This is a genomic window from Vreelandella subglaciescola (assembly GCF_900142895.1).
In the GTDB taxonomy this organism is placed as follows: Bacteria; Pseudomonadota; Gammaproteobacteria; order Pseudomonadales; family Halomonadaceae; genus Vreelandella; species Vreelandella subglaciescola.
The window spans coordinates 456,227-481,421 of sequence record NZ_LT670847.1; the positions used below are offsets into that span (position 1 = coordinate 456,227).

Sequence of the window (25,195 nt, forward strand, 5' to 3'; positions counted from 1 at the left end):
TTTTTCGATGGCGCAAGCGGTATCAGCCAGGCCTGCGCGACCGTAAGCTAGCCGTCGGTGCCGTCACTTTGCGCCTGCTCTTGCTGCGCGTAGATGAGCAATGGCTCGCTCTCCTTGGCAATCACCGAGGCATCGATCACCACTTTGCTGACCCCTTCAAGCGAGGGGATCTCGTACATGGTGTCCAGCAGCACGGACTCAAGAATAGAGCGCAGCCCGCGAGCCCCGGTCTTGCGTTCCATGGCATTGATGGCAACGGCACGCAGAGCGTCTTCGCGAAACTCCAGCGTCACGTCTTCCATCTCAAACAGCTTGACATACTGCTTGACCAGCGAGTTCTTGGGCTCGGTCAGAATCTGCACCAGCGCGTCTTCGGTCAGCTCGGTCAGCGTAGCAATGACCGGCAGACGACCGACAAACTCGGGGATAAGGCCAAATTTGACCAGATCATCGGGTTCCACGTCGGCCAGCACTTCGCCCACGCCACGCGCGGTATCCTTGCTTTGGACGCTGGCGTTAAAGCCGATACCGCCCTTTTCAGTGCGATCGCTGATGACCTTGTCCAGACCGGAAAATGCGCCACCCACGATAAACAGCATGTTGGCCGTATTAACCTGCACAAACTCTTGCTGCGGGTGCTTGCGACCGCCTTGAGGCGGTATCGATGCGGTAGTGCCTTCGATCAGCTTGAGTAGCGCCTGCTGAACCCCCTCACCGGATACGTCGCGGGTAATCGAAGGATTGTCGGACTTGCGTGAAATCTTGTCGATTTCGTCAATGTAAACAATCCCGCGCTCTGCCTTTTCGACGTCGTAGTCACATTTTTGCAGCAGCTTCTGGATGATGTTTTCGACGTCTTCACCCACGTAGCCGGCTTCCGTCAGCGTGGTTGCATCCGCGATGGTAAAGGGTACGTTCAACAGTCGTGCCATGGTTTCGGCCAACAGCGTTTTACCGCTGCCCGTCGGGCCAATCAGCAGGATGTTTGACTTACCCAGCTCAACGTCATCTTCAGCCACGCCGGACTTGAGCCGCTTGTAGTGGTTATACACCGCCACTGACAGCACCATTTTGGCGCGATCCTGCCCGATGACGTAATCATCCAGGGTATAACGAATTTCGCGAGGTTTCGGCAGACGCTCTTCATCACTCTCGGCATCGGCTTCGAGAACTTCCTCGCGAATGATGTCGTTACACAGGTCGACACACTCATCGCAGATATACACGGACGGACCGGCAATCAGCTTACGTACTTCGTTCTGGTTTTTGCCACAAAACGAGCAGTAAAGCAGTTTACCTTCTTCGTCTTTGCCTTTGCCGTCGGACATTCGCGTACCTCTGTCACTGCGGCGGCAACAGCCGCCAAAAAAGCTCGTTGAAAAAACGGAATCCTATCACGCTATCAGGATGTAGGCCGCTTATCCAGCACTGCGTCGATCAGACCATACTCGCTGGCCTGCTCGGCACTCATGAAATTATCCCGATCGGTATCGCTCGATACTGTCTCAATTTTCTGGCCAGTATGATGCGCGAGGATATGATTCAGGCGTTCGCGGATACCCAGAATTTCGCGGGTATGAATTTCGATATCCGATGCCTGCCCCTGGTAACCGCCCAGCGGCTGGTGGATCATCATCCGCGAGTTCGGCAGACAAAAGCGCTTTTCCGCGGCACCACCGGCCAGCAGCAGCGCGCCCATGCTTGCCGCCTGCCCGATACAAACTGTCGATACATCAGGCTTGATGAACTGCATGGTGTCGTAAATCGACATGCCCGCCGTCACCGAGCCGCCCGGCGAATTGATATAAAGATGAATGTCTTTATCCGGGTTTTCCGACTCGAGAAACAGCAGCTGCGCCACGATCAGGTTGGCCGAGTAGTCTTCTACCGGCCCCACCAGAAAAATCACGCGCTCTTTCAACAGGCGTGAATAAATATCGTAGGATCTTTCCCCTTTGGCGCTTTGTTCAACCACCATGGGCACTAAACCGCCGGCGTTTTGAATATCCAACTCACTCATTCAGGTGATTCCTTGCGTCCGGTCAGGGAAAGGCGCGCCGTCTTGGCGGCGCGCCGCGTGTTGAAAACCGATATCAGGCGCTTGCCTGCTCATCCGCGTTTTCTTCCTCGCCTTGCTCGGCCTGCTGCTGTGCTGCGGCGAGCGCCTCCTGGTAGGTCATTTCGACTTCGGCTACCTGGGTTTGCTCGAGCAGCTGAGCAACTGCTTTCTCTTCCAGAATGGCAGATTTCACCTGGGTTTTCAGCTGATCGTTGCTCATGTAGTAGTCAACGACTTCCTGCGGATCCTGGTACTGACCGGCAAGCTCTTCTACCTTGGCCTTGATCTCATCATCGCTGGCTTCGAGCTCGTTTTGCTTGATGACTTCCGCCAGCAGCAGACCCACCTGAACGCGGCCCTTGGCCTGCTCTTCAAACAGCTCGTTGGGCAGCTGGCTGACATCAAAGTCTTCACCGAGACCAAACTGCTGTGCCGCCTGGCGCTTCATGCCGTCGGTTTCCTGCTGAACCAGCGCGCTCGGCACCGAGATATCGTTCGCGGCCTTGAGCGCATCGAGCACCTGCTGCTTGACGCGGTTATCCACGGCCTGCAGCGCCTCACGATTCATGTTTTTCTTCACTTCAGCGCGAAACTCGGTTTCATTTCCGCCTTCAACGCCAAAACGCTCGATAAAGGCAGCGTCGATTTCGGGCAGCACCTGCGCGCTGATCTGGTGCACCTTGACCTTGAAGGTGGCTTCTTTACCGGCCAACTGTTCGGCTTGATAGTCGTCAGGGAAGGTGACGCTGATGGTCTTGTCTTCACCGGCTTTGGCGCCTTCAAGCTGGCCTTCAAACCCGGGAATAAAGCTGTTGGAGCCCAATACCAGCTCGTGCCCTTCTGCGCTGCCGCCTTCAAATGGCTCATCATCGATGTAGCCTTGAAAGTCGATCTTGACCTGATCGCCGTCGCTCGCGGCACGCTCGACTTCCTGCCAGTCGGCGTTTTGCTTGCGCAGCGTCTCGATCATTTCTTCAACGTCGGCATCGGTCACATCAACGACCGGGCGCTCAACGCTGGTGCCTTCAATGGAGGCCAGCTCCACCTCGGGGTAGATTTCCATGATGGCGACGAACTCGAGGTCCTTTCCGGCCTCGTTGACGTTGGCGTCAATCGACGGATAGCCCGCCGGGTTCAGCGATTCCTCGGTAATGGCACGAACATAGCGCTCGCGCATGACTTCGCCTACCACGTCATTGCGAACGCTCGGGCCGTAGCGCTTTTCCACGACCGCCATCGGCACCCGGCCTTGGCGAAAGCCATTCAGGCGTACGTTCTTCGCGGTGTCTTTCAAGCGAGCGCTGACAGCCTCGTCGATTTCAGCGGCCGGCACCTGAATGGTAATGCGGCGTTCGATCGGGGAGGTTGTCTCAACGGAAACTTGCATGAACTGTCCTCTAGCGGCTGGGCAATATAGTGATATCAATAAAAAATTAAGGGGACGATTTTAAGAACCCTTTTGCACGCTGGCAAGCGCCATGCGCGTAACATGGGGGCTTGGCGTTGAATTACAAGTCCACCGACTGGGGCGCAGGGCTTTTTTGTCATGCCTGCTTTGCAATACAGGCCTGCATGTTAAGCTTGCAAACCAATCTTTTTTCAGCATCTGCCTTGAGCTTTGATCATCACGCCTATGAATCAAGATCTTTCCATTTCACGCATCATGCAGACGGGAATGCTCAAATGCTCGCCCCAAACGCCGCTTAGCGAGGCCGCAGGGCGCATGGCCGAACGTCACTGCAGCTCCATTCTCGTGGTCGAAAACGATCAGCCCGTGGGCATCTGGACCGAGCATGATGCACTGGCCGTGGACTTTAGCCAAGCGGCTGAAGTGCGCCGCCCCATCGCTGAGCGCATGAGCCATCCGGTTGCCACCATCAACGCTCATGAAACGCTGGGTGAAGCGGCACTGCTACTGAAAGCGCTGGGCTATCGCCACCTGCTGGTCGTCGATGACGATGCCCCTGTGGGTATTCTATCGCAAACCGACATTGCACTGAACCAGGGGCTCGAGCCTTATTTACGGCTGCGCGAAGTGCATGCGGCAATGCGTACGGCGCCGCTGATACTACCAGGCGAAACGCTGCTGGCCGAAGCGGCCGACAAAATGCACCGCTGCGGGCACGAAGCCATTATCGTGCTGTGTGGCGATGCACTCGGCATTCTGACCGAGCGCGACCTTGTGCGCTTTATCGCCCGTCATCCGGGCAACACCGCGATTGCCGGGCTTGCCAGCCAGCCGCTGTTAACCATTGATGAAAACGCGCCGCTGCTACAAGCGCGCGACCTGCTGCTTAATCATCGTATTCGTCATCTGGCGGTGCTTGACGCAGAGGGCCATACCAGCGGATTACTGGGCTTTCGCGACATGCTGGTCGGCGCCGAGCAATTTTATCTGAAAGATCTTCGCGAGGCGCTCGAGCAACGCGATGCGGCACTCGTCCGCTCGCGCCAGCACCTGCAGCTGGCCGAAAAGGTGATCGATTCGTCGCTTGAAGGCATCATTATTACCGACCCTGACATACGCATCGAGTTTGTTAACCCGGCGTTTACCCACCTCACCGGCTATACCCTTGAAGACGTGGCCGGCCGCAATCCCGGCGTGCTGTCGTCGGGGCGTCAGGACGCGGCCTTTTATCAAAAAATGTGGCACACGCTTAACCAGACCGGCTTTTGGCGCGGCGAGGTATGGAATCGCAAAAAATCCGGCGAGCTGTATCTGGAACTGCTGACCATTACGGCAATTAACGACGATCAGGGCAACATCCAGCATTACGCCGGGCTATTTACCGATATCACCCATATGCGTGAAAACGAGCAGCAAATTCGCCATCTGGCCTACTATGATGCGCTAACACGCTTACCCAATCGGCGGCTGCTGGACGACCGCATCACGCTGGCCATTCGCCATGCACACCGCTCAAAAAGCCCGTTGGCCGTTATTTTTATCGACCTGGACCACTTCAAACAGGTCAACGATACGCTCGGTCACGCCCTTGGCGACGAGCTGCTGCTGCAGGTCTCGGAGCGCATGGGTCAGAAGCTGCGCGAAGACGATACGCTGGCACGCCTCGGAGGCGATGAGTTTATTGCCCTGCTGCCCGATATCAATGACTTTGCCGAAGCCACGCGTATTGCTCAGCGGCTGATTGATACGGTCAGCGCGCCCTTTTGTATCGCACAGCACACCTTTCGCATTGGCTGCAGCCTGGGTATCAGCCTCTACCCGGACGATGGCACCACGCCTGAAGCCTTGATCCAGAGCGCTGATGCGGCGATGTACCGGGCCAAAAACGAAGGCCGCAACACCTATCGCCTGCACCGTTCGGAAATGGACGTGCAGGCGCGCCATCACCTGAGCCTGGAAACCGAACTGCGCGACATGCTGGAACGCGGTGACGGCCTGGTAATGCACTATCAACCGCTGTTCAGCCGTGACAGCGGCCAGCTGAAAAGCGCCGAAGCACTGGTACGCTGGCAACACCCGGTACGCGGGCTGATACCGCCGGGGGAATTTATTCCTCTGGCCGAACGCTCGGGGCTGATTTTGCCGCTGGGTGAGCAAATACTCGACCGGGTGATCAGCGACATCACCCGGTGGCAAAATGAGGGGCAGGCGCCGGTTCCCGTGGCGATCAACCTGTCGGCCGCGCAATTCTGGCAGGCCGGCTTTGCCGACGATATCGCTGACCGGTTCTCGGCTGCGGGTATCCCGCCCGAACTGATTATTTTTGAGCTGACCGAAAGCATGCTGCTGAACAAGCACGACCAGGGCATGGCAATCTTGACGGCCCTTAACGAGCGTGGCTTTCGCATTGCGCTAGATGACTTCGGCACCGGCTATTCATCGCTGAATTATCTGCAGAACATTCCGGCCCACAGTCTCAAAATAGATCGCAGCTTTATCGTTGCACTGGACAATAACACTCGCGGCAGCCGCGCGATTATCGCCGCTATTGCAAGCCTTGCCCGGGAGCTTGGCCTGATCGTTGTCGCGGAAGGCGTGGAAACGCAAAAGCAGTGGGATCAACTGGGCGAGTACGCCATTGACCTGATCCAGGGCTTCTATACCGCACGCCCCATGACGGCTGACGCGTTTACGACGCTGCTGAACACCCAACACAGTGCTGCGATACCGCAAACCGACAGCTGACGATGCGCAACAAATGAAGCTGCATCAGCGGCGCCATAGCGTCAGCGCATACAACAACAGCCCGAAGGTTGCACCGTGGGATAGCGAGACCGCCCACCCGCTACCTGAACCGGTCATCCCATACCAGGCAAAGCTTGCGCCTACTCCCAGCACCAACAGGCCGAGCAGACGCGTAAACAGCGCTGGCAGGCGCTGCTTGCCCTCTTCGGGCAGCCAGCGCCACTGGATGCCCATGACCAGCACAATGGCTGCAACCGCCATCAGGACAAGCGTGAGTCGCGTATCGTGGCCGCCGGCCACATAGCGCGGCAGCGTCGCCAGCATAATCGCGCACAGCCCCGCGCCCAAGCTAATGCGCTCGGGTGATGTCATGCGTTGGCTCATTCAGGCAACCTTCAGCTGCTGTGATTCGATCCACTCTTCTACCCACGGCACCGCGGCGTCGTCGGCCATGAACGTTTCCATGGCGTCAACCTCAAGGCGCTCGCCCAGCCGCGTTGCTCCCAGGTCTTCAAGCCGGGCGTCCAGCGCGCGCCCCGCACCGCAAAATGTCTCGTCGTAAGAGCTGTCGCCCAACGCAATAATGCCGTAACGCAGCGCAGCCAGTGCCGGGCTTTGCTCCTGAAGCTCGCGGGCGAAGGGCACAAAATTGCCCGGGAAATCCCCATTCCCGGTCGTGGAAACGCAAAACAGCGTGAGCGCTGACGTATCGGCGGTCAGCATCTCAAGCGTGGGCTGCTCGATAATCTCGACGCAGTAACCCGCGTCTTCAAACAACGGCTTAACCTGTTCGGCCACATCCAGCGCGCCGCCGTACATGGTACCGACAAAAATATTCAACTGAGACACTTACGGCTCTCCTGTCATCGTTGCCTGCTTGCCGACGCCTACCCTTTAACGGTCGACAAATACCTGATGAATTTGGTCAAATATTAGCACGTTCCTGATTGCCCTCGCATCCAGCATGCTGAATGCGCCCATCTCGCCTGAGGTTATTAATGCACCCTACTCTGCAACAAACGTTTGAAGCCTGGGTCACCCCGATAATGATCGGCGGACTGATCATTTTCATGTGCTTTATCATCTGGGACCTGGCCAAGAAGTCTAACGCCGGCCGCTTTGGCACGTTCATGCTGTTTATCGTGCTGGGCGCCGGTATGTTTGGCTACGTTTTCAAGGTGGTCATTACCTGGATGCTGGAAAGCGGCATCGTTTAACGCCGCATGTCAGCGGTATACAAATGCTGGACGAAAAAAGGAGCGCCACCGGGGCACTCCTTTGCTCTTTGGCTGTTGCTGGCCACCGCCGTGTCTGGCCGCTGATACCGGCAGGATACGCTATCTGCCGTGCTGTTTGTCCGTACTGCTTTCGACCTGCTGCTTGAGCTTTTGCCCCGGGCGAAAGGTCACGACCCGACGTGCTGAAATCGGAATTTCTTCGCCGGTTTTGGGGTTGCGCCCGGGCCTCTCGCGCTTATCGCGCAGATCAAAGTTACCAAACCCTGATAGTTTGACCTGCTCGTTTTCGCGCAGACAGGCTCGGATTTCTTCAAAAAAGGTTTCGACAACCGATTTTGCTTCCCGCTTGGACAATAAAAGCTCGGCATGCAAATGCTCCGCCAGCTCTGCTTTGGTCAACGCACCCATCAGACTTCTCCTCATACCGGGCGCCACCCCGGAGGGTGACGTCGGCCGTCGGCGGCGAACTCAATTAACACTCGATTAACCACGCAACACGGCGTTAAACCCATGCTGCACCTGCTCAACAATTGAATCCACCAACTGGTTGATTTCATCATCATTTAGCGTGCGCGATGGATGCTGCCAGGTCAAGCCCAGGGCGATACTCTTATCCCCTTCGGCGACGCCTTTGCCGGCGTAAACGTCAAATAGACGTGTTGCGGTGAGGTGCTCACCAGCATTTGCCGCTGCGGTATCCAGCAGCGACTGCACCGGCACGGACTGGGCAACGGTAAACGCCAGATCTCGGCGTACCTCGGGATAGCGAGATAGCGGCACAAACGCAGGCACACGGCCGTTACTCAAGGCGTCCATGCTGACCTCAAACCCTACCGCATCGGCCTTGAGCCCCAACCGGGCGCGCACCTCAGGGTGCAGCGTACCCAGCCAGCCGGCTTCCTGACCCCGATACAGTATGCGTGCGCACTGTCCCGGGTGCAGCGAAGGGTGCTCTGCCGATTCCATACGCCAGTCTTCGGGGCAGCTGCCCAGTGCAAACAGGCTTTCAAGGTCACCTTTGATGTCATAAAAATCGACCGGTTCTCGATTGCCGCTCCAGCCTTCGGGGTAACGTGAGCCGCACGCCAGCGCACCGAGCATTGGCGTCTGGCGCAGATTGTCCAGATGGCCGTTAAACACCAGCCCCGTCTCGAACAACCGCACGCGCGTCTGCTGTCGATTAAGATTGTAGTCCAACGCGCGTACCAACCCCGGGAACAGGCTGGCACGCATTACCGACAAATCACTGGAAATGGGGTTCGCAAGCGTCGGTGACACAGCGTCAGGCAACAGCGTTGCCTGAAGCTCCGGGGCCACAAAGCTGTAGGTAATGGCCTCTTGATACCCGCGTGCGACCATTTGCCGGCGCAGCTGCGCCTGGGTCACGCCGGCCTCATTACCCGGGCGCAGCGCGAGGCGCGCAGCCGGACGCCGTACCGGGAAATTGTTGTAGCCGTGAATGCGCGCCACTTCCTCGATCAAATCTTCTTCAATGGCCGCATCGAATCGCCAGCTGGGCGCGCCCACGTCCCAGCCATCGGCCGTTACGCTAACGTCAAAGCCCAGGCGGGTGAGAATATCGCCTACGTCATGCGCCGCCAGCGCCTTGCCCAGAATTTTTTCCAGCCGCGCGGCACGCAGCGTAATACGCGGCGGCGTTGGCAAGTGAGCCTCGCTTTTTACGTCTATCAGCGCGCCGGCGCTTCCACCGCATATGTCCAGCAGTAACGCCGTTGCGCGCTCAATGGCGTCAGCGGTCAGCTGCGGATCAACGCCGCGCTCAAAGCGGTGTGATGCGTCAGTATGCAGCCCGTAGGAGCGAGCCTGTCCGGCAATGGCCAGCGGCGAGAAAAACGCTGATTCCAGAAAGATGCTGCGGGTAGCCGGGCTAACGCCTGAGCCTTCGCCGCCCATGATGCCCGCAATGGCCAGCGGTTTCTGATGATCGGCAATCAGCAGCGTTTCCGGACGCAGCGTCATTTCCTGGCCGTCCAGCAGCGCCAATCGTTCGCCGTCATGCGCCTGACGCACAATGATGCCGCCTTCCAGGTTATCGCGGTCGAAGGCGTGCAGCGGCTGTCCCAGTTCCAGCATGACGTAGTTGGTGATATCCACCACGGGATCAATCGAACGCACGCCACTGCGACGCAGGCGTTCGACCATCCAGAGTGGCGTCGGCGCCGACACGTCCACGCCTTCTACCACACGCCCGACATAACGCGGGCATTGCTCCGCCGCTTCAATCTGTACCGGCAGCGTCGCGTCGATGCTCACTGCTACCGGCTGCGTTTCCGGCAGGGTAACGGCCAGGCGGTTAAGCGCACCGACTTCCCGGGCAAGCCCCTTGAGGCTCAGGCAGTCACCGCGGTTGGGCGTCAAATCCACCTCAATCGTGGTGTCATCCAGCCCCATGTAGCGGCGAAAATCTTCTCCCGTGGGAGCCGATGCCGGCAGCACAAAAATGCCCGGCGAGGCTTCTTCTGCCAACCCCAGTTCGGAGTCAGCGCAGATCATGCCACGTGACTCAACGCCACGCAGCTTGGCTTTCTTGATCTTGAAGTCGCCGGGCAGCACGCCACCCACTTGTGCAAAGGGGACCTTTTGCCCGACTGCCACATTCGGCGCTCCGCATACGACCTGCACCGGCTCTGGCGAGCCGTCGTTGACGGTGCAGACATTCAGCTTGTCGGCATCAGGGTGCTGCTCTTTGCTCAGCACTTCGGCAACGACAACGCCGCTAAATGCCTTGGCTACGGGTTCGATGGCGTCTACTTCCAGACCCGCCATGGTGATTTGATCGGCCATGGCCTGCGTATCCAGCTGCGGAGACACCCATTCACGCAGCCACTGTTCAGAAAACTTCATGTTCTATCCTGTGTTCAGCAGTAGGCTTAGGCAAACTGGCGCAAAAAGCGCAGGTCGTTATCGAAAAACAGGCGCAGATCGTTAACGCCGTAACGCAACATGGCCAAACGCTCTGCCCCCATGCCGAAAGCGAAACCGCTGAAGCGCTCAGCGTCAATTTCCGAGTGCTTGAATACCTCGGGGTGCACCATGCCGCAGCCCATCACTTCAAGCCAGCCGCTGTGAGAGCACACGCGGCAACCTTCACCGCTGCATATCACGCATTGGATATCGACTTCTGCCGACGGCTCGGTAAACGGAAAGTAAGAGGGGCGAAAACGCACCGACAAATCTTCGCGTTCAAAAAAGCCGTGGAGAAAATCTTCAATGGTGCCCTTCAGATCGGCAAAGCTGATGCCTTCGTCAACCAGCAACCCTTCTACCTGATGAAACATCGGCGTATGGGTCAAGTCCGAGTCGCTACGATACACCCGCCCGGGGCAAACGATACGAATCGGCGGTTCGCTGGCCTTCATGGTGCGCACCTGCACCGGCGAGGTATGCGTACGTAACAGCCGCGTGGCGTCAAAGTAAAAGGTATCCGCCATGCCGCGCGCTGGATGGTGCGCGGGAATATTGAGCGCCTCGAAATTATGATAGTCGTCTTCAATTTCGGGCCCTACGGCAACGTCAAAACCGATGCGGGTAAACAGCGCTTCGATGCGTTCCAGCGTGCGTGTTACCGGGTGAAGGCCGCCCTGGGGCTGGCCTCGCCCGGGTAGCGTTACGTCAATTTCTTCCGCCGCCAGCCGTGCTTCAAGCGCCGCCGTTTCCAACTGGTTACGCTTTTGCTCAAGATCGTCGGCAAGCGCCTTTTTGGCTTGATTGATGCGCTCACCGGCCGCCGGGCGTTCCTCGGCTGAAAGCTTACCCAGCCCTTTAAGCAAGGCCGTGACCTGGCCCTTTTTGCCCAGATAGTGGACACGTAATTCTTCTAGCGCCGCGACGCTTGATGCTGCCTGGATGGCAGAGCGTGCGTCAGAGACCAGAGTAGGAAGGTGATCCATCCGATTGACTCCGAGTTAGGCATTCTCCTGATGTCAGAAATGACCAGCATCAAAAATGACAAACATCAGGAATGGCAAGTTGACGGTGACAAAAAAACAGGGGAAGAGCGGCTGCTCTTCCCCTGTACGGGTCACGTGATGAGACCTATCGCATTACGTACGCGCGCGGCGCCAATAATGCGTTAGTGGGCAGCCTTGGCTTTTTCCACGATGGCAGCAAACGCCGCTTTCTCGTGAACAGCCAAGTCAGCCAGTACCTTACGATCAATTTCGATACCGGCTTTCTTCAGACCACCAACAAAACGGCTGTACGACAGCCCTTGCTGACGTGCACCGGCGTTGATCCGCTGAATCCACAGCGCGCGGAACTGGCGCTTGCGGTTACGGCGGTCACGATACGCGTACTGACCGGCCTTGATAACGGCCTGCTTGGCAACGCGGAAAACACGCGACCGGGCACCGTAATACCCTTTGGCCTGCTTCAACACTTTTTTATGGCGACGACGGGCAACTACGCCACGCTTAACACGAGTCATAACACACTCCTGACTTTAAAGGCTGGAACAACGCCATTTGGCGTTTTCCAGAAAATTCGACCGCTTACAGGTTCGGCAGCATACGCTGGATCAACGCTTTATCGGCGCCGTGAATCTGCTTCATACCACGCAGCTGACGCTTACGCTTGGTCGACTTTTTAGTCAGAATGTGGCTACGGAAAGACTGCTTGTGCTTGAAGCCGTTAGCGGTCTTCTTGAAGCGCTTTGCAGCACCGCTGTTGCTTTTGATTTTCGGCATGAGAATAGCTCCGCTCGATATTTTTTAGAAAACCCAAGGCCAACCAGCGAAAAACGCTGGCCCGTTTGACCGGCCATTGGATCACTTCTTCTTCGGGGCAAGAATCATGATCATCTGGCGCCCTTCCATTTTGGGAAAGGACTCCACTGATCCGATATCATCCAGGTCTGCGGCGATCCGTTCCATCAGCTTGCGGCCGATGTCCTGGTGCGCCATTTCACGTCCCCGGAAGCGCAATGTGACCTTACCCTTGTCACCACCTTCCAGAAAGCGGGTCAGGTTTTTCAGCTTTACCTGATAGTCGCCTTCATCGGTGCCAGGACGGAATTTGACTTCCTTGACCTGGATTTGCTTTTGCTTCTTCTTTTGAGCAGCTTTTTGCTTTTTCTGCTCGAAGACGAATTTGCCGTAGTCCATTATCTTGCAGACGATAGGATCGGCATTCGAAATTTGCACGAGATCCATTCCCGCTTCTCCAGCACGCTCGAGAGCGTCGCGCGTGGGCACGACCCCGAGCTGTTCGCCGTCACTGTCGATCAGGCGTATCTGGTCCACGATAATGCGCTCGTTCATTGGTGGGCGCTTTTCTTGTGGGCGCCCGCGCTGGTTGCTTCGCTTGATTGCTCCGTCTCCTTAGGCAATTGACGATGTCGTCAGAGCTGCTCTCTCGGTGTCAAGACGTTGGATGAGTTCTTCAATCGCCATGGTACCAAGATTTTCGCCGCTGCGCGTGCGTACGGCGACCGAGTCAGTCTCAACTTCCTTATCTCCTACCACCAGGAGATAGGGAACCTTCTGTAGCGTGTGCTCACGGATTTTAAAGCCGATCTTCTCATTCCTCAAGTCGGCTTTCACCCGAAGGCCCTGTTTTTGCAAACGCTGCTCTAATGCCAGGGCATAATCACGTTGCGCATCAGTGATAGTCATGACCACCACCTGCTGCGGCGCAAGCCAGAGCGGCATCGCGCCGGCGTAGTGCTCTATCAAAATGCCCAGAAAGCGTTCGAACGACCCCAGTATAGCGCGATGCAGCATAACCGGCACTTTGCGGCTACCGTCTTCATCAACGTACTGAGCACCCAGCCGCCCTGGCAGGTTGAAGTCTAACTGCAGCGTACCACATTGCCAGACACGATTCAGGCAGTCACGCAGCGCAAATTCAATTTTCGGGCCGTAAAAAGCGCCTTCCCCCGGCTGGAGCTCCCAATCAAGGCCGGTAGCGTTGAGCGCCGCCTCAAGCCCCTTTTCAGCCTGATCCCAAAGCACCGCTTCTCCCAGGTAGCCTTCCGGGCGTGTGGAAAGCTTCAGTTCAACATCACTAAAGCCAAGCGCTTCATAGACCTCAAGCGTCAAGGCAATAAACGCCTCGGCCTCCGCCTGAATCTGATCTTCAGTACAGAAAATATGCGCGTCATCCTGGGTAAAGCCACGCACCCGCATCAAGCCGTGCAGCGAACCTGAAGGTTCATTGCGGTGACAGCAGCCAAACTCGGCCAGGCGCAGCGGCAGGTCACGGTAGCTCTTGAGCCCCTGATTGAAGACCTGCACGTGACACGGGCAGTTCATCGGCTTGACTGCGTACTCGCGCTTTTCCGATTCCGTCGTGAACATCAGCTCATTGTAATGTCCCCAGTGCCCCGATTTTTTCCATAGCGACAGATCGACTACCTGAGGGGTCTTGATTTCCTGGTAACCGTTTTCACGCTGTATCCGCCGCATATAGTCTTCAAGCGACTGATACATGCTCCACCCGTTGGGGTGCCAAAACACCATGCCCGGGGCTTCTTCCTGCAGGTGAAAGAGGTCCATCTTGCGTGCAAGCTTACGGTGGTCACGCTTCTCCGCTTCTTCAAGCCGCTTGAGATAGGCCTTGAGCTGTTTTTTATCGCCCCAGGCTGTGCCATAAATGCGCGTCAACATCGGGTTTTCAGCATCACCGCGCCAGTAAGCGCCGGCCAGCTTGGTTAGCTTGACCGCCTTGAGATGGCGCGTATTGGGCACATGCGGCCCGCGGCACATGTCCACGTATTCTTCGTGGTGATACAGCCTGATGGTCGCGCCTTCGGGGATATCCCGCACGATTTCCTGCTTGTAAGGTTCATCCCGGTGCAGAAATGCCAACATGGCTTTATCACGGTCGACATATTCGCGCACCACATCGTATTCCCGCTTGATCAGCGACTGCATGCGCGCTTCGATCGTCTCAAGGTCTTCTGGCGTTACCGAACGACCGAAGTCGACATCGTAGTAAAAGCCATCATCAATCACGGGCCCAATCGCCATTTTCGCGTCGGGATATAGCTGCTTGACCGCATGCCCAACCAGGTGAGCACAGGAATGGCGAATGATATCCAGCCCTTCGGCATCACGTGATGTGATAATCGCCACGTCGGCATCCTGCTCAATCAGATCAGCAGCATCAACCAGCACGCCATCGATTTTTCCGGCGATGCAAGCCTTGGCCAAACCAGGGCCAATGGATTCTGCCAGCTGCATAATAGAGAGCGGCTCGTCCGGCGAACGCTGGCTGCCGTCAGGCAAGGTAACTATGGGCATTCAATTCTTTCCTTGAGCGCAGTGGTGATCCACACCAAGGATCACATATCGCTATCAATGGTCGTTATCGGCGGTATAAAGCGGCAGACTGAGCCGCACAATGGCGACACAGCCTACCAGATTTCAGGCATCCCAGAAATAGAAAAGCGGGAGGCGTATACGCCTCCCGCTTGTTCACAGCGATACATTCACTGCTGTCAGCTCAATACATTACGCCTCTTATTTCAGCGTGTACTGGCTGCTTAGTTCCACTCGTCAAGTGCTACGCGACGGTTTTCAGCACGGCCAGCGTCAGTATCGTTGGTCGCTACCGGACGCTCTTCACCAAAGCCAACCGACTTCATACGATTTTGCTGTACGCCGCTCGACTGGAGATAGCTAGCCACGGATTCAGCACGACGCTGCGACAGATCCTTGTTGTACTGCGCACCACCTACGGAATCGGTATGCCCTTCAATGCGTACGCGCACTTTGGGGTTGTTTACCAGCTTCTCGGCTACGTCATCCAGCTCGTATTCGGCCTGACTGGTAAGCGTAGCAGAATCAAACTCGAAGTTGACGCCTTCCAGTACCAGGCTTTCCGGGCAGCCCAGCGCGTTGACTTCCTCACCGGCCGGAGTGTTCGGGCACTGGTCGCGGTAATCCGGCACGCCATCATTGTCAGAGTCAAGCGGGCAGCCTTTGGCATCAACGGCAACGCCTGCCGGTGTACCCGGGCACTGGTCACGGTAGTCCGGCACGCCATCGTTGTCCGAATCAAGCGGGCAACCTTCTGCATTGACGGCGACGCCGGCCGGCACTTCACCGTAGCTCGGGCACTGCGGCTTGACTTCTTCAGACTTGTCAGCACAGAGGTAAGCCGCAATAGCAGCGCCTGCCGTTGCGCCGACAGCCGCGCCGGTATCTTCGTCAGACTCACTGCTTGAGGCATAACCCAGACCGCCACCAATCACACTGCCGGCCAGACCACATACAGCAGGATGCTGATACCAGCTGCGGTCTGCATCACTGCTCGCCGTTTGCCCAGACGTTTGTGACGCCGAGCTGGCGCAGCCGGAAAGGCCAACAGCAAGGGCAGAACCGATCAGCAAGCCAGTCGTTGATTTTTTCATGCGAAACTCCTTCATTGATCCAATGCGGGAAGTGATATCACGAACCAGCTTCCACTTTCGTGCTTCTTTTATTTAAGCATCCGCAGGCGTTATCCCAGCACAGGCCGGCACACATGCCATAAGAGCCAAACGGCACGTCCATCATTGAACATCCTGCCACCAAGAAGCAATACACAACGTGGCGCAGCCAATGCCCGTACAACACAGTCTAGTGTGACTACATCAACAGTCTAGCATAAAGATAAGCCGTGCATTTTCAATGCCGTATGCTTTAATGCAATGTTTTTCCACCGTTGGCACGCCATTGAATCACGGCTTGTGCAGCTTGCAGCACAGGCTGGCGCATTTCATCTTCGACCTGAAGCCTTTCCTTGTCTTCGCGCATACGCTCGCGAGGTGTCAGCTTACTTCGCGCTGAATGTGTCTGCAAATGCCGTGTACGACTGTAAACTTCAGCAAATGCACTAAATTCTGCGCGCTCAGCAAGGCTCGGTTCTACAATTTCCAGCAATACCTTACAGCGCCAGGCGCCTTCGGTAATCTCGACCTGTTCCTGCACCAGCGCTGCGGTAACGTAATCCAGATTTTCCAGACTATTGGTGATAGCCCGCGCATCTTCTTCACACCGGAATGCGTCGCGCCGCTGTACTTCCCCGCGAAGCTTGACGGCATAAGCCACCAGCGCGACGATTACAGCGGCACCAACGGCCAGAAGGATTAATGCTACGCTTAAACTCATGTGGCTACCTTTTAGAGTCGCTAAAATACTTTACCAAAATTGTACACCTCACCCCGCATCGTGCATACCAAGGTAGATATTTTATTGCGTGCAGATTTTTGTATTAATACGGCAGGGATATGAAATATGCGTGAATCCATATTTTTGCATCACTTTCATGCTAAATGTCAGTATGTTGTATGCTGAATACCGCATTTTTATCAAGGAGAAATACCGTTGCGATACAACCGCTTACTATGCTTCTGCCTCATTTTTTTTCTTGGCGCCGTCATATCCGGCTGCACCACTTATACTTGGCCCGACGGCTCTCGGGAAACCGTCATTGGCGTTCCGGTGGAAGATGAAAATGCGCGCTACGAAGACACACAGGACGGCACCGTGCGCTACCGCATTCCGGGTGAAGTCCCTGATACAGAAAACACCGGCAGATAAAAAAAGGGCCCACCGACTCACTTAGCTGCTGCTATTTCATCTCTTCATTCATGCCACTTGTCTTCCACGCACACAAAAAACCCAGCCGATTGGCTGGGTTGATTGCAGTATAAGTGCCTGACGATGACCTACTCTCGCATGGGGAGACCCCACACTACCATCGGCGCTGAGCGGTTTCACGACTGAGTTCGGCAAGGGATCAGGTGGTTCACGCACGCTATGGTCGTCAGGCGAAACGGGTATATATCATGCTGACTTTTTTAAACACGTTGTGCTAAAAACGCTATGTGATCGTCTCATCGTATCCGGCCTGTCATCAAGGTCGTTGCCTTATGACAGCTTATCGTTGTCCTGCGACGCCAACCCCTTGGGTGTTATAGGGTCAAGCCTCACGGGCCATTAGTACACGTTAGCTCAACGCCTTGCAGCGCTTCCACACCGTGCCTATCAACCAGCTCGTCTTGCTGGGCCCTTCAGGAGGCTCTTGGCCTCGGGGATGTCTCATCTTGAAGGGGGCTTCCCGCTTAGATGCTTTCAGCGGTTATCCCGTCCGCATTTAGCTACCCGGCAATGCCACTGGCGTGACAACCGGAACACCAGAGATGCGTCCACTCCGGTCCTCTCGTACTAGGAGCAGCCCTTCTCAAACATCCTACGCCCACGGCAGATAGGGACCGAACTGTCTCACGACGTTCTAAACCCAGCTCGCGTACCACTTTAAATGGCGAACAGCCATACCCTTGGGACCGACTTCAGCCCCAGGATGTGATGAGCCGACATCGAGGTGCCAAACACCGCCGTCGATGTGAACTCTTGGGCGGTATCAGCCTGTTATCCCCGGAGTACCTTTTATCCGTTGAGCGATGGCCCTTCCATACAGAACCACCGGATCACTAGAACCTGCTTTCGCACCTGCTCGACGTGTCAGTCTCGCAGTCAAGCACCCTTATGCTCTTGCACTCATTGCACGATGTCCGACCGTGCTGAGGGTACCTTCGTGCTCCTCCGTTACGCTTTAGGAGGAGACCGCCCCAGTCAAACTACCCACCACACACGGTCCTCGATCCGGATTACGGACCAGAGTGAGAACGCCAATGATGCCAGGCTGGTATTTCAAGGGTGGCTCCCTCCGATCTGGCGACCGGAGTTCAAAGCCTCCCAGCTATCCTACACAGGCAACATCAGCGTTCAGTGTGAAGCTATAGTAAAGGTTCACGGGGTCTTTCCGTCTAGCCGCGGGTACACCGCATCTTCACGGCGATTTCAATTTCACTGAGTCTCGGGTGGAGACAGCGTGGCCATCATTACGCCATTCGTGCAGGTCGGAACTTACCCGACAAGGAATTTCGCTACCTTAGGACCGTTATAGTTACGGCCGCCGTTTACCGGGGCTTCAATCAAGTGCTTCGCCGAAGCTAACACCATCATTTAACCTTCCGGCACCGGGCAGGCGTCACACCCTATACGTCCGCTTGCGCGTTAGCAGAGTGCTGTGTTTTTAGTAAACAGTTGCAGCCACCTGGTATCTTCGACCGGTTCGGGCTGAGAGAGCAAGTCTCTTCACCCTACGCCGGCGTGCCTTCTCCCGAAGTTACGGCACCATTTTGCCTAGTTCCTTCACCCGAGTTCTCTCAAGCGCCTTAGGATTCTCACCCTGACCACCTGTGTTGGTTTGGGGTACGGTCTCGCAGTATCTGAGGCTTAGAGGCTTTTCCTGGAAGCGTGGCATCAATGACTTCAACACCGTGGTGTCTTCGTCTCGTCTCTCGGCCTTAGGAATCCGGATTTACCTGGACTCCCAGCCTACGGACTTTCACCAGGACAACCAACGCCTGGCTCACCTAGCCTTCTTCGTCCCCCCTTCGCAATACTGTGAGGTACGGGAATATTGACCCGTTTTCCATCGACTACGCCTTTCGGCCTCGCCTTAGGAGCCGACTCACTCTGCTTCGATTAGCGTCGAACAGAAACCCTTGGTCTTCCGGCGAGGGCGTTTTTCACGCCCTTTATCGTTACTCATGTCAGCATTCGCACTCGTGATACCTCCAGCAGACTTCTCAATCCACCTTCATCGGCTTACACGACGCTCCTCTACCGCTCATCCATAGGATGAACCCGTAGCTTCGGTACCTGGTTTAGCCCCGTTACATCTTCCGCGCAGGCCGACTCGACTAGTGAGCTATTACGCTTTCTTTAAAGGATGGCTGCTTCTAAGCCAACCTCCTAGCTGTCTGAGCCTTCCCACATCGTTTCCCACTTAACCAGGATTTCGGGACCTTAGCTGACGGTCTGGGTTGTTTCCCTTTTCACAACGGACGTTAGCACCCGCTGTGTGTCTCCCACGCTCGCACTCACCGGTATTCGGAGTTTGCCTCGGGTTGGTAAGTCGGGATGACCCCCTAGCCGAAACAGTGCTCTACCCCCGGCGGTGATACGTGAGGCGCTACCTAAATAGCTTTCGAGGAGAACCAGCTATCTCCGGGCTTGATTAGCCTTTCACTCCGACCCACAGCTCATCCCAGCATTTTTCAACATACTTGGGTGCGAGCCTCCAGTTGATGTTACTCAACCTTCACTCTGGCCATGGGTAGATCGCCCGGTTTCGGGTCTATTCCCAGCAACTGTTCGCCCTGTTAAGACTCGGTTTCCCTACGCCTCCCCTAGTCGGTTAAGCTCGCTACTGAAAATAAGTCGCTGACCCATTATACAAAAGGTACGCAGTCACAGAACAAGTCTGCTCCTACTGCTTGTACGCACACGGTTTCAGGATCTATTTCACTCCCCTCACTGGGGTTCTTTTCGCCTTTCCCTCACGGTACTGGTTCACTATCGGTCAGCCAGGAGTATTTAGCCTTGGAGGATGGTCCCCCCGTCTTCAGTCAAGGTTTCTCGTGCCCCGACCTACTCGATTTCACGCGATCAGATTTTCGACTACGGGGCTATCACCCACTATGGCGGCATTTCCCAATGCCTTTGTCTAATCAGTCACACGCTTAAGGGCTGGTCCCCGGTCGCTCGCCGCTACTGGGGGAATCTCGGTTGATTTCTTTTCCTCGGGGTACTGAGATGTTTCAGTTCCCCCGGTTCGCCTCGCATCCCTATGTATTCAGGATGCGATACTCACCTTATGGTGAGTGGGTTTCCCCATTCAGAGATCGCCGGGTCGCAGGTTGTTTGCCACCTCACCGACGCTTATCGCAGGCTACAACGTCTTTCATCGCCTCTGGCTGCCTAGGCATCCACCGTGTGCGCTTCATTGCTTGACCCTATAACCCGAAGGAGTCGGGGTCGCAATGACAACGATTATTGCCGGATACGCTTGAGACGTATCACATGATGCTTTCATCAAGCTCTTGTTTTAAAAACATTAAAACAGAATTCTTAACGAAACCATCGGTTTTTATCAGCATGATATACATTGTTAAAGAGCAACTGTTCAATGAACAGTGATAAGCACAACATGCGTTATGTACTTATCAATGGTCATGGAACACAAACAAACGGAAAATAACGTGACGTGTGGCGTATTGGTGGAGCCTAGCGGGATCGAACCGCTGACCTCCTGCGTGCAAGGCAGGCGCTCTCCCAGCTGAGCTAAGGCCCCAAATCGTTTTACTAAAACCGCACTGCTCACCAAAAATTTTTGTGAGGCCAGGAAAAACTCAGCGAAGTATAGCCTGCTATACGAGCTGTGTTTTAACGCCGCATCACGCAAATTTGGTGGGTCTGGGCAGACTCGAACTGCCGACCTCACCCTTATCAGGGGTGCGCTCTAACCAACTGAGCTACAGACCCGGTTTTTAACCGGCACAAACAAAGCTAAATCGGCCGATACTTACCAACTGATTTAACGTTTTATGCGACAGCTAAAATAGCCATTATTATTTAATAGCTACCGTTTGCTCTATTCGCTTGATCAGGTAATTCATTGTGAGCGCTTGCCGGGCGGATGACGCATCGTTTAAGGAGGTGATCCAGCCGCAGGTTCCCCTACGGCTACCTTGTTACGACTTCACCCCAGTCATGAACCACACCGTGGTGATCGCCTTCCGAAGTTAGGCTAACCACTTCTGGTGCAGTCCACTTCCATGGTGTGACGGGCGGTGTGTACAAGGCCCGGGAACGTATTCACCGTGACATTCTGATTCACGATTACTAGCGATTCCGACTTCACGGAGTCGAGTTGCAGACTCCGATCCGGACTGAGACCGGCTTTATGGGATTCGCTTACTCTCGCGAGTTCGCAGCCCTTTGTGCCGGCCATTGTAGCACGTGTGTAGCCCTACCCGTAAGGGCCATGATGACTTGACGTCGTCCCCACCTTCCTCCGGTTTGTCACCGGCAGTCTCCTTAGAGTTCCCGCCATTACGCGCTGGCAAATAAGGACAAGGGTTGCGCTCGTTACGGGACTTAACCCAACATTTCACAACACGAGCTGACGACAGCCATGCAGCACCTGTCTCTGCGTTCCCGAAGGCACCAAGGTATCTCTACCAAGTTCGCAGGATGTCAAGGGTAGGTAAGGTTCTTCGCGTTGCATCGAATTAAACCACATGCTCCACCGCTTGTGCGGGCCCCCGTCAATTCATTTGAGTTTTAACCTTGCGGCCGTACTCCCCAGGCGGTCGACTTATCGCGTTAACTTCGCCACAAGGATCTCAAGGATCCCAACGGCTGGTCGACATCGTTTACGGCGTGGACTACCAGGGTATCTAATCCTGTTTGCTACCCACGCTTTCGCACCTCAGCGTCAGTGTCAGTCCAGAAGGCCGCCTTCGCCACTGGTATTCCTCCCGATCTCTACGCATTTCACCGCTACACCGGGAATTCTACCTTCCTCTCCTGCACTCTAGCCTGACAGTTCCGGATGCTGTTCCCAGGTTGAGCCCGGGGCTTTCACAACCGGCTGATCAAGCCGCCTACGCGCGCTTTACGCCCAGTAATTCCGATTAACGCTCGCACCCTCCGTATTACCGCGGCTGCTGGCACGGAGTTAGCCGGTGCTTCTTCTGTGAGTGATGTCTTTCCGCCGGGGTATTAACCCGACGGCGTTCTTCCTCACTGAAAGTGCTTTACAACCCGAGGGCCTTCTTCACACACGCGGCATGGCTGGATCAGGCTTGCGCCCATTGTCCAATATTCCCCACTGCTGCCTCCCGTAGGAGTTCGGGCCGTGTCTCAGTCCCGATGTGGCTGATCATCCTCTCAAACCAGCTACGGATCGTTGCCTTGGTGAGCCATTACCCCACCAACCAGCTAATCCGACATAGGCTCATCCAATCGCGAAAGGCCCGAAGGCCCCTTCTTTCCCCCGTAGGGCGTATGCGGTATTAGCGTGGGTTTCCCCACGTTATCCCCCACGACTGGGTAGATTCCTATGCATTACTCACCCGTCCGCCGCTCGACGCCTCCTAGCAAGCTAGGATCGTTTCCGCTCGACTTGCATGTGTTAAGCCTGCCGCCAGCGTTCAATCTGAGCCATGATCAAACTCTTCAGTTTACAATCATTGTGATTCTTACTCTCCCGCCACCCGTAGGCATTGGGAAAAAGCGAATCAAACTTGGCTCAAGGTTTCAAACGTTCTCAAAAAAACTCAACGGCCGAAGTCGCTTCATCTTTGACGAGTCGCTTGCCTTGATAATAGGTGATTTGTCACCCACTCAGGCAAGCGCCCACATGAATTACCTGATCAACTTGTTAAAGAGCGTGTCGCGGGGTGAGTCATAAAAACTTACCCTGAACAACGTGTCGTTGTCGCTAGTGACTCAGCGGCTAACGTTGCTGCGAAGAAGGCGTATTATACGCATTCCATGGTGTTTGTCAAGGGCGCTTTCAAAACCGGTTATCGAAAAACAAAACGTAAACCGACGCGCTAACTGCCTGACAAACAAGAGCTTTTAAAGCTCTAACACCGCCGGTGACGTGAGACGTCGTCGGCAGCGAGTGCGCATTCTACGGCTTGATGGCCGCGTTGGCAAGGGCTATTTGCAACTTTTTGCGCGTGCGACTCCACCTGCTCTTATTCATTCGCCAAACGCTCCAATCGATCCAGCAGATCAGCGCGCCTATCACGAGACATGAAGCCGGCTTCGATAGCATTGCGGGTGAGCTGATAAAAAGTAGCTTCATCCCAGCCAAACGCTTCGAAACACGCCTGATGGTTCGCCAGCATGCCACCTCCGAAATAGGCCGGATCGTCCGAACTGATAGTGACATTCAGCCCAGCATCAAGCATGGCGGGAAGCGGGTGATCCCCCAATTCCTTGACCACGCCCAGGCTTACGTTGGATAGCGGGCAGACGGTCAATACCGTTTGCTCATCGCTTAACCGTTTAACCAGCGTTTCGTCTTCCAGGCACCTTACGCCGTGGTCAACACGCTCCACCCCGAGCATGTCCAGTGCCTCGATTATATAATCAGCGGGCCCCTCCTCGCCGGCGTGCGCCACTCGCGCCAGCCCCAGCTCAGCGGCACGCGAAAAAACGCTGGCGAACTCACCTGGCGGATTACCATTTTCGGCGCTATCCAGGCCGACCGCATCAAGCTGTGACCAGAAAGGGCTGGCCTGTTCCAGCACGGCGAGCGCCTCGTCGGCGGGCCGATCACGCAAAAACGCCATGATAACGCCGACCGTCAAATCCAGCGATTGCTCCGCCTCCTGCCTGGCACTCAGCAGGCCTTGCATGACGGCTTCAAGCGTGACGCCGCGCTGCAGGTGCGCCTGCGGATCAAAATGCATATCCAGATGCACAACGCCCTCTTCATGCGCTCGCATGAAGTACGTCATGGCCAGGTCATGAAAATCCTGCGACGTACGCAGCACGTCCATTCCCTGAAAATAGAGCGCCAGAAAGCCTGGCAAGTCGTCAAACCGGTAGGCGTCCCTGACCTCATCAACGGTGGCATAAGGCAGCGTAATGCCATTGCGGCTGGCAAGCTTGAACATCAGCTCTGGCTCCAGCGTGCCCTCTATATGCAGATGCAGCTCTACCTTGGGCAGCTGCTGTAAGAAATCTTGCATGGCACCTCCTTTCATTACCCATCATCAGAAAAGGCAAAACCGCCTTGATTCAGGCCGGCATGATGCCGTGAGATAGCATCAGGACATAACGAGCGATACCATATACGAGGTATAAGCCACAAACAGCGCCAGCAGGATGCCACCTTCCAGACGGTTTATCCGGCGTGGGCGCCCGCGCCAGGAAAAGGCGAAAACGATCATTAGTATGGTCATCACCGTCATCACGACCCAGTCCCGTGTGAGAACGTCAGATCCCGCCTCAATCGGTGTAATCACGCCGGCAAGCCCGACAACGCCCAATGTATTGAACAGGTTAGACCCGACGACGTTACCCAGCACCATATCGTGCTCTTTGCGCCGCAGCGCGCTAATTGACGAGGCCAGTTCGGGCAATGACGTACCAATCGCCACCACCGTCAGACCGATAATAAGTTCGCTGACGCCAAAAGCAGTGGCGATTTCCACCGCTCCCCATACCAGCAGACGAGAACTCGCCACCAGCACGACCAGCCCCACCAGCGTCCAGGTAAGCGCCACGCCCCGAGACAGGGGATGACTGTTTAGCGTTTCACTGACCTCATCCGTCAAGGCATCGTTTTTCTGCGCCCGCGACTGCAAAACACTGAATAGCATGAAGCCCGCAAGAACCAACAGGATAACGGCGGCCTCCCAGCGTGCCACCAAACCATCCAGCAGTATGATGCCGGTCAGCAGTGTGACCACCATCAACACAGGCATCTCTCGGCGAATAACGCTGGAATGCACGGCGAGCGGCGTCAATAGCGCAACAAAGCCCAACACAAGGCCGATATTGGCAATATTAGAGCCATAGGCGTTACCCACGGCAAGCTCTGGGCTACCTTCCAGAGCAGCCAGTACCGACACCATCATTTCCGGTGCCGAGGTGCCAAAACCGATGACCAGCATACCGATCAAAAGCGGCGATAACCCCAGCCAGCGTGACGTTGCCGCCGCACCATCGATAAACTTGTCGGCACTCCAAACCAATAGAATCAGGCCGGCCACAACGGCAAGGACGGGAAGCAACATAACGTTTCCTTCGTGAGGTTATCTGGGTACTATCGCCGCTGCATCGTTATTGAAGCGGCCGTGTGGGTCAAGCTTCGCATCAGGTACCAGGAAAAAATGGCTTTACGGCTTCATGCTCGCCGCAACCT

The 25,195-nt window shown here is 55.8% G+C and carries 19 protein-coding genes, 2 tRNA genes and 3 rRNA genes; 3 read left to right on the forward strand and 21 right to left on the reverse strand.

The window, feature by feature from the left end:
* Positions 1–47 precede the first annotated feature (47 nt).
* The 3 genes from clpX to tig form a co-directional block, all read right to left on the reverse strand.
* Positions 48–1,328, reverse strand: a complete 1,281-nt coding sequence (gene clpX, locus B5495_RS02080) for an ATP-dependent Clp protease ATP-binding subunit ClpX (RefSeq protein WP_079550912.1) — start codon at positions 1,326–1,328, stop codon at positions 48–50.
* Positions 1,329–1,402: 74 nt separating this feature from the next.
* The gene (gene clpP / locus B5495_RS02085; protein WP_079550914.1) at positions 1,403–2,020 is read right to left on the reverse strand and encodes an ATP-dependent Clp endopeptidase proteolytic subunit ClpP; all 618 of its coding nucleotides are present in this window, start codon (positions 2,018–2,020) and stop codon (positions 1,403–1,405) included.
* 73 nt (positions 2,021–2,093) lie between these two features.
* Positions 2,094–3,446 carry a trigger factor gene (gene tig / locus B5495_RS02090; RefSeq protein WP_079550916.1) on the reverse strand — a complete coding sequence of 451 codons (1,353 nt, stop codon included), beginning with the start codon at positions 3,444–3,446 and terminating at the stop codon, positions 2,094–2,096.
* Between the two features lie 246 nt (positions 3,447–3,692).
* On the opposite strand from tig, the gene B5495_RS02095 reads away from it, so the two are divergent.
* Entirely contained in the window at positions 3,693–6,212 is a 2,520-nt protein-coding gene (locus tag B5495_RS02095) for an EAL domain-containing protein (RefSeq protein ID WP_079550917.1), read from the forward strand.
* A 24-nt stretch (positions 6,213–6,236) separates the two neighbouring features.
* On the opposite strand, the gene B5495_RS02100 is transcribed toward B5495_RS02095, so the two are convergent.
* Complete coding sequence (locus tag B5495_RS02100; RefSeq protein WP_079550919.1) at positions 6,237–6,596, reverse strand: hypothetical protein; 360 nt, start codon at positions 6,594–6,596, stop codon at positions 6,237–6,239.
* Positions 6,597–7,061, reverse strand: coding sequence for a flavodoxin domain-containing protein (locus B5495_RS02105; protein WP_079550921.1), 465 nt, complete (start codon positions 7,059–7,061; stop codon positions 6,597–6,599).
* Between the two features lie 149 nt (positions 7,062–7,210).
* On the opposite strand from B5495_RS02105, the gene B5495_RS02110 reads away from it, so the two are divergent.
* A complete protein-coding gene (locus B5495_RS02110; protein ID WP_079550923.1) occupies positions 7,211–7,429 on the forward strand; it encodes a DUF2788 domain-containing protein in 219 nt (72 codons plus the stop codon).
* Between the two features lie 120 nt (positions 7,430–7,549).
* Here the strand turns inward: B5495_RS02110 and B5495_RS02115 are convergent, their stop codons facing one another.
* From B5495_RS02115 to B5495_RS02155, 9 genes are all read right to left on the reverse strand, one after another.
* Entirely contained in the window at positions 7,550–7,858 is a 309-nt protein-coding gene (locus tag B5495_RS02115) for an integration host factor subunit alpha (protein ID WP_079550924.1), read from the reverse strand.
* Positions 7,859–7,933: 75 nt separating this feature from the next.
* Positions 7,934–10,315 carry a phenylalanine--tRNA ligase subunit beta gene (pheT, locus tag B5495_RS02120; protein WP_079550926.1) on the reverse strand — a complete coding sequence of 794 codons (2,382 nt, stop codon included), beginning with the start codon at positions 10,313–10,315 and terminating at the stop codon, positions 7,934–7,936.
* Positions 10,316–10,341: 26 nt separating this feature from the next.
* Positions 10,342–11,361 (reverse strand): phenylalanine--tRNA ligase subunit alpha, encoded by a 1,020-nt coding sequence (gene pheS / locus B5495_RS02125; protein ID WP_079550928.1) that lies wholly within the window; start codon positions 11,359–11,361, stop codon positions 10,342–10,344.
* Between the two features lie 182 nt (positions 11,362–11,543).
* Positions 11,544–11,897 carry a 50S ribosomal protein L20 gene (rplT, locus tag B5495_RS02130; protein ID WP_079550930.1) on the reverse strand — a complete coding sequence of 118 codons (354 nt, stop codon included), beginning with the start codon at positions 11,895–11,897 and terminating at the stop codon, positions 11,544–11,546.
* Between the two features lie 64 nt (positions 11,898–11,961).
* Positions 11,962–12,156, reverse strand: coding sequence for a 50S ribosomal protein L35 (gene rpmI / locus B5495_RS02135; protein ID WP_079550932.1), 195 nt, complete (start codon positions 12,154–12,156; stop codon positions 11,962–11,964).
* Positions 12,157–12,237: 81 nt separating this feature from the next.
* Complete coding sequence (gene infC / locus B5495_RS02140; protein ID WP_079550934.1) at positions 12,238–12,777, reverse strand: translation initiation factor IF-3; 540 nt, start codon at positions 12,775–12,777, stop codon at positions 12,238–12,240.
* A gap of 12 nt (positions 12,778–12,789) precedes the next feature.
* Positions 12,790–14,712, reverse strand: coding sequence for a threonine--tRNA ligase (gene thrS, locus B5495_RS02145; RefSeq protein ID WP_079550935.1), 1,923 nt, complete (start codon positions 14,710–14,712; stop codon positions 12,790–12,792).
* A 242-nt stretch (positions 14,713–14,954) separates the two neighbouring features.
* Positions 14,955–15,824, reverse strand: coding sequence for an OmpA family protein (locus B5495_RS02150; protein ID WP_079550937.1), 870 nt, complete (start codon positions 15,822–15,824; stop codon positions 14,955–14,957).
* Positions 15,825–16,095: 271 nt separating this feature from the next.
* A complete protein-coding gene (locus B5495_RS02155; RefSeq protein WP_079550939.1) occupies positions 16,096–16,563 on the reverse strand; it encodes a DUF2489 domain-containing protein in 468 nt (155 codons plus the stop codon).
* A gap of 216 nt (positions 16,564–16,779) precedes the next feature.
* Here B5495_RS02155 and B5495_RS02160 point away from each other — a divergent pair, with 216 nt between their 5' ends.
* A complete protein-coding gene (locus B5495_RS02160; RefSeq protein ID WP_079550940.1) occupies positions 16,780–16,995 on the forward strand; it encodes a hypothetical protein in 216 nt (71 codons plus the stop codon).
* 115 nt (positions 16,996–17,110) lie between these two features.
* On the opposite strand, the gene rrf is transcribed toward B5495_RS02160, so the two are convergent.
* From rrf to B5495_RS02195, 7 genes are all read right to left on the reverse strand, one after another.
* A 5S ribosomal RNA gene (gene rrf, locus B5495_RS02165) occupies positions 17,111–17,226 on the reverse strand.
* A 147-nt stretch (positions 17,227–17,373) separates the two neighbouring features.
* A 23S ribosomal RNA gene (locus B5495_RS02170) occupies positions 17,374–20,261 on the reverse strand.
* 262 nt (positions 20,262–20,523) lie between these two features.
* Positions 20,524–20,599 (reverse strand) — tRNA-Ala (locus B5495_RS02175).
* A gap of 114 nt (positions 20,600–20,713) precedes the next feature.
* Positions 20,714–20,790 (reverse strand) — tRNA-Ile (locus B5495_RS02180).
* Positions 20,791–20,957: 167 nt separating this feature from the next.
* Positions 20,958–22,495 (reverse strand): 16S ribosomal RNA (locus tag B5495_RS02185).
* Together the 16S, 23S and 5S rRNA genes with 2 tRNA genes alongside form the textbook arrangement of a ribosomal RNA operon.
* A 520-nt stretch (positions 22,496–23,015) precedes the next feature.
* On the reverse strand, positions 23,016–24,017 hold the full coding sequence (locus B5495_RS02190) for an adenosine deaminase (protein ID WP_079550942.1): 1,002 nt from the start codon (positions 24,015–24,017) through the stop codon (positions 23,016–23,018).
* A gap of 78 nt (positions 24,018–24,095) precedes the next feature.
* Positions 24,096–25,067, reverse strand: a complete 972-nt coding sequence (locus B5495_RS02195) for a calcium/sodium antiporter (RefSeq protein WP_079550944.1) — start codon at positions 25,065–25,067, stop codon at positions 24,096–24,098.
* Positions 25,068–25,195: the final 128 nt, after the last annotated feature.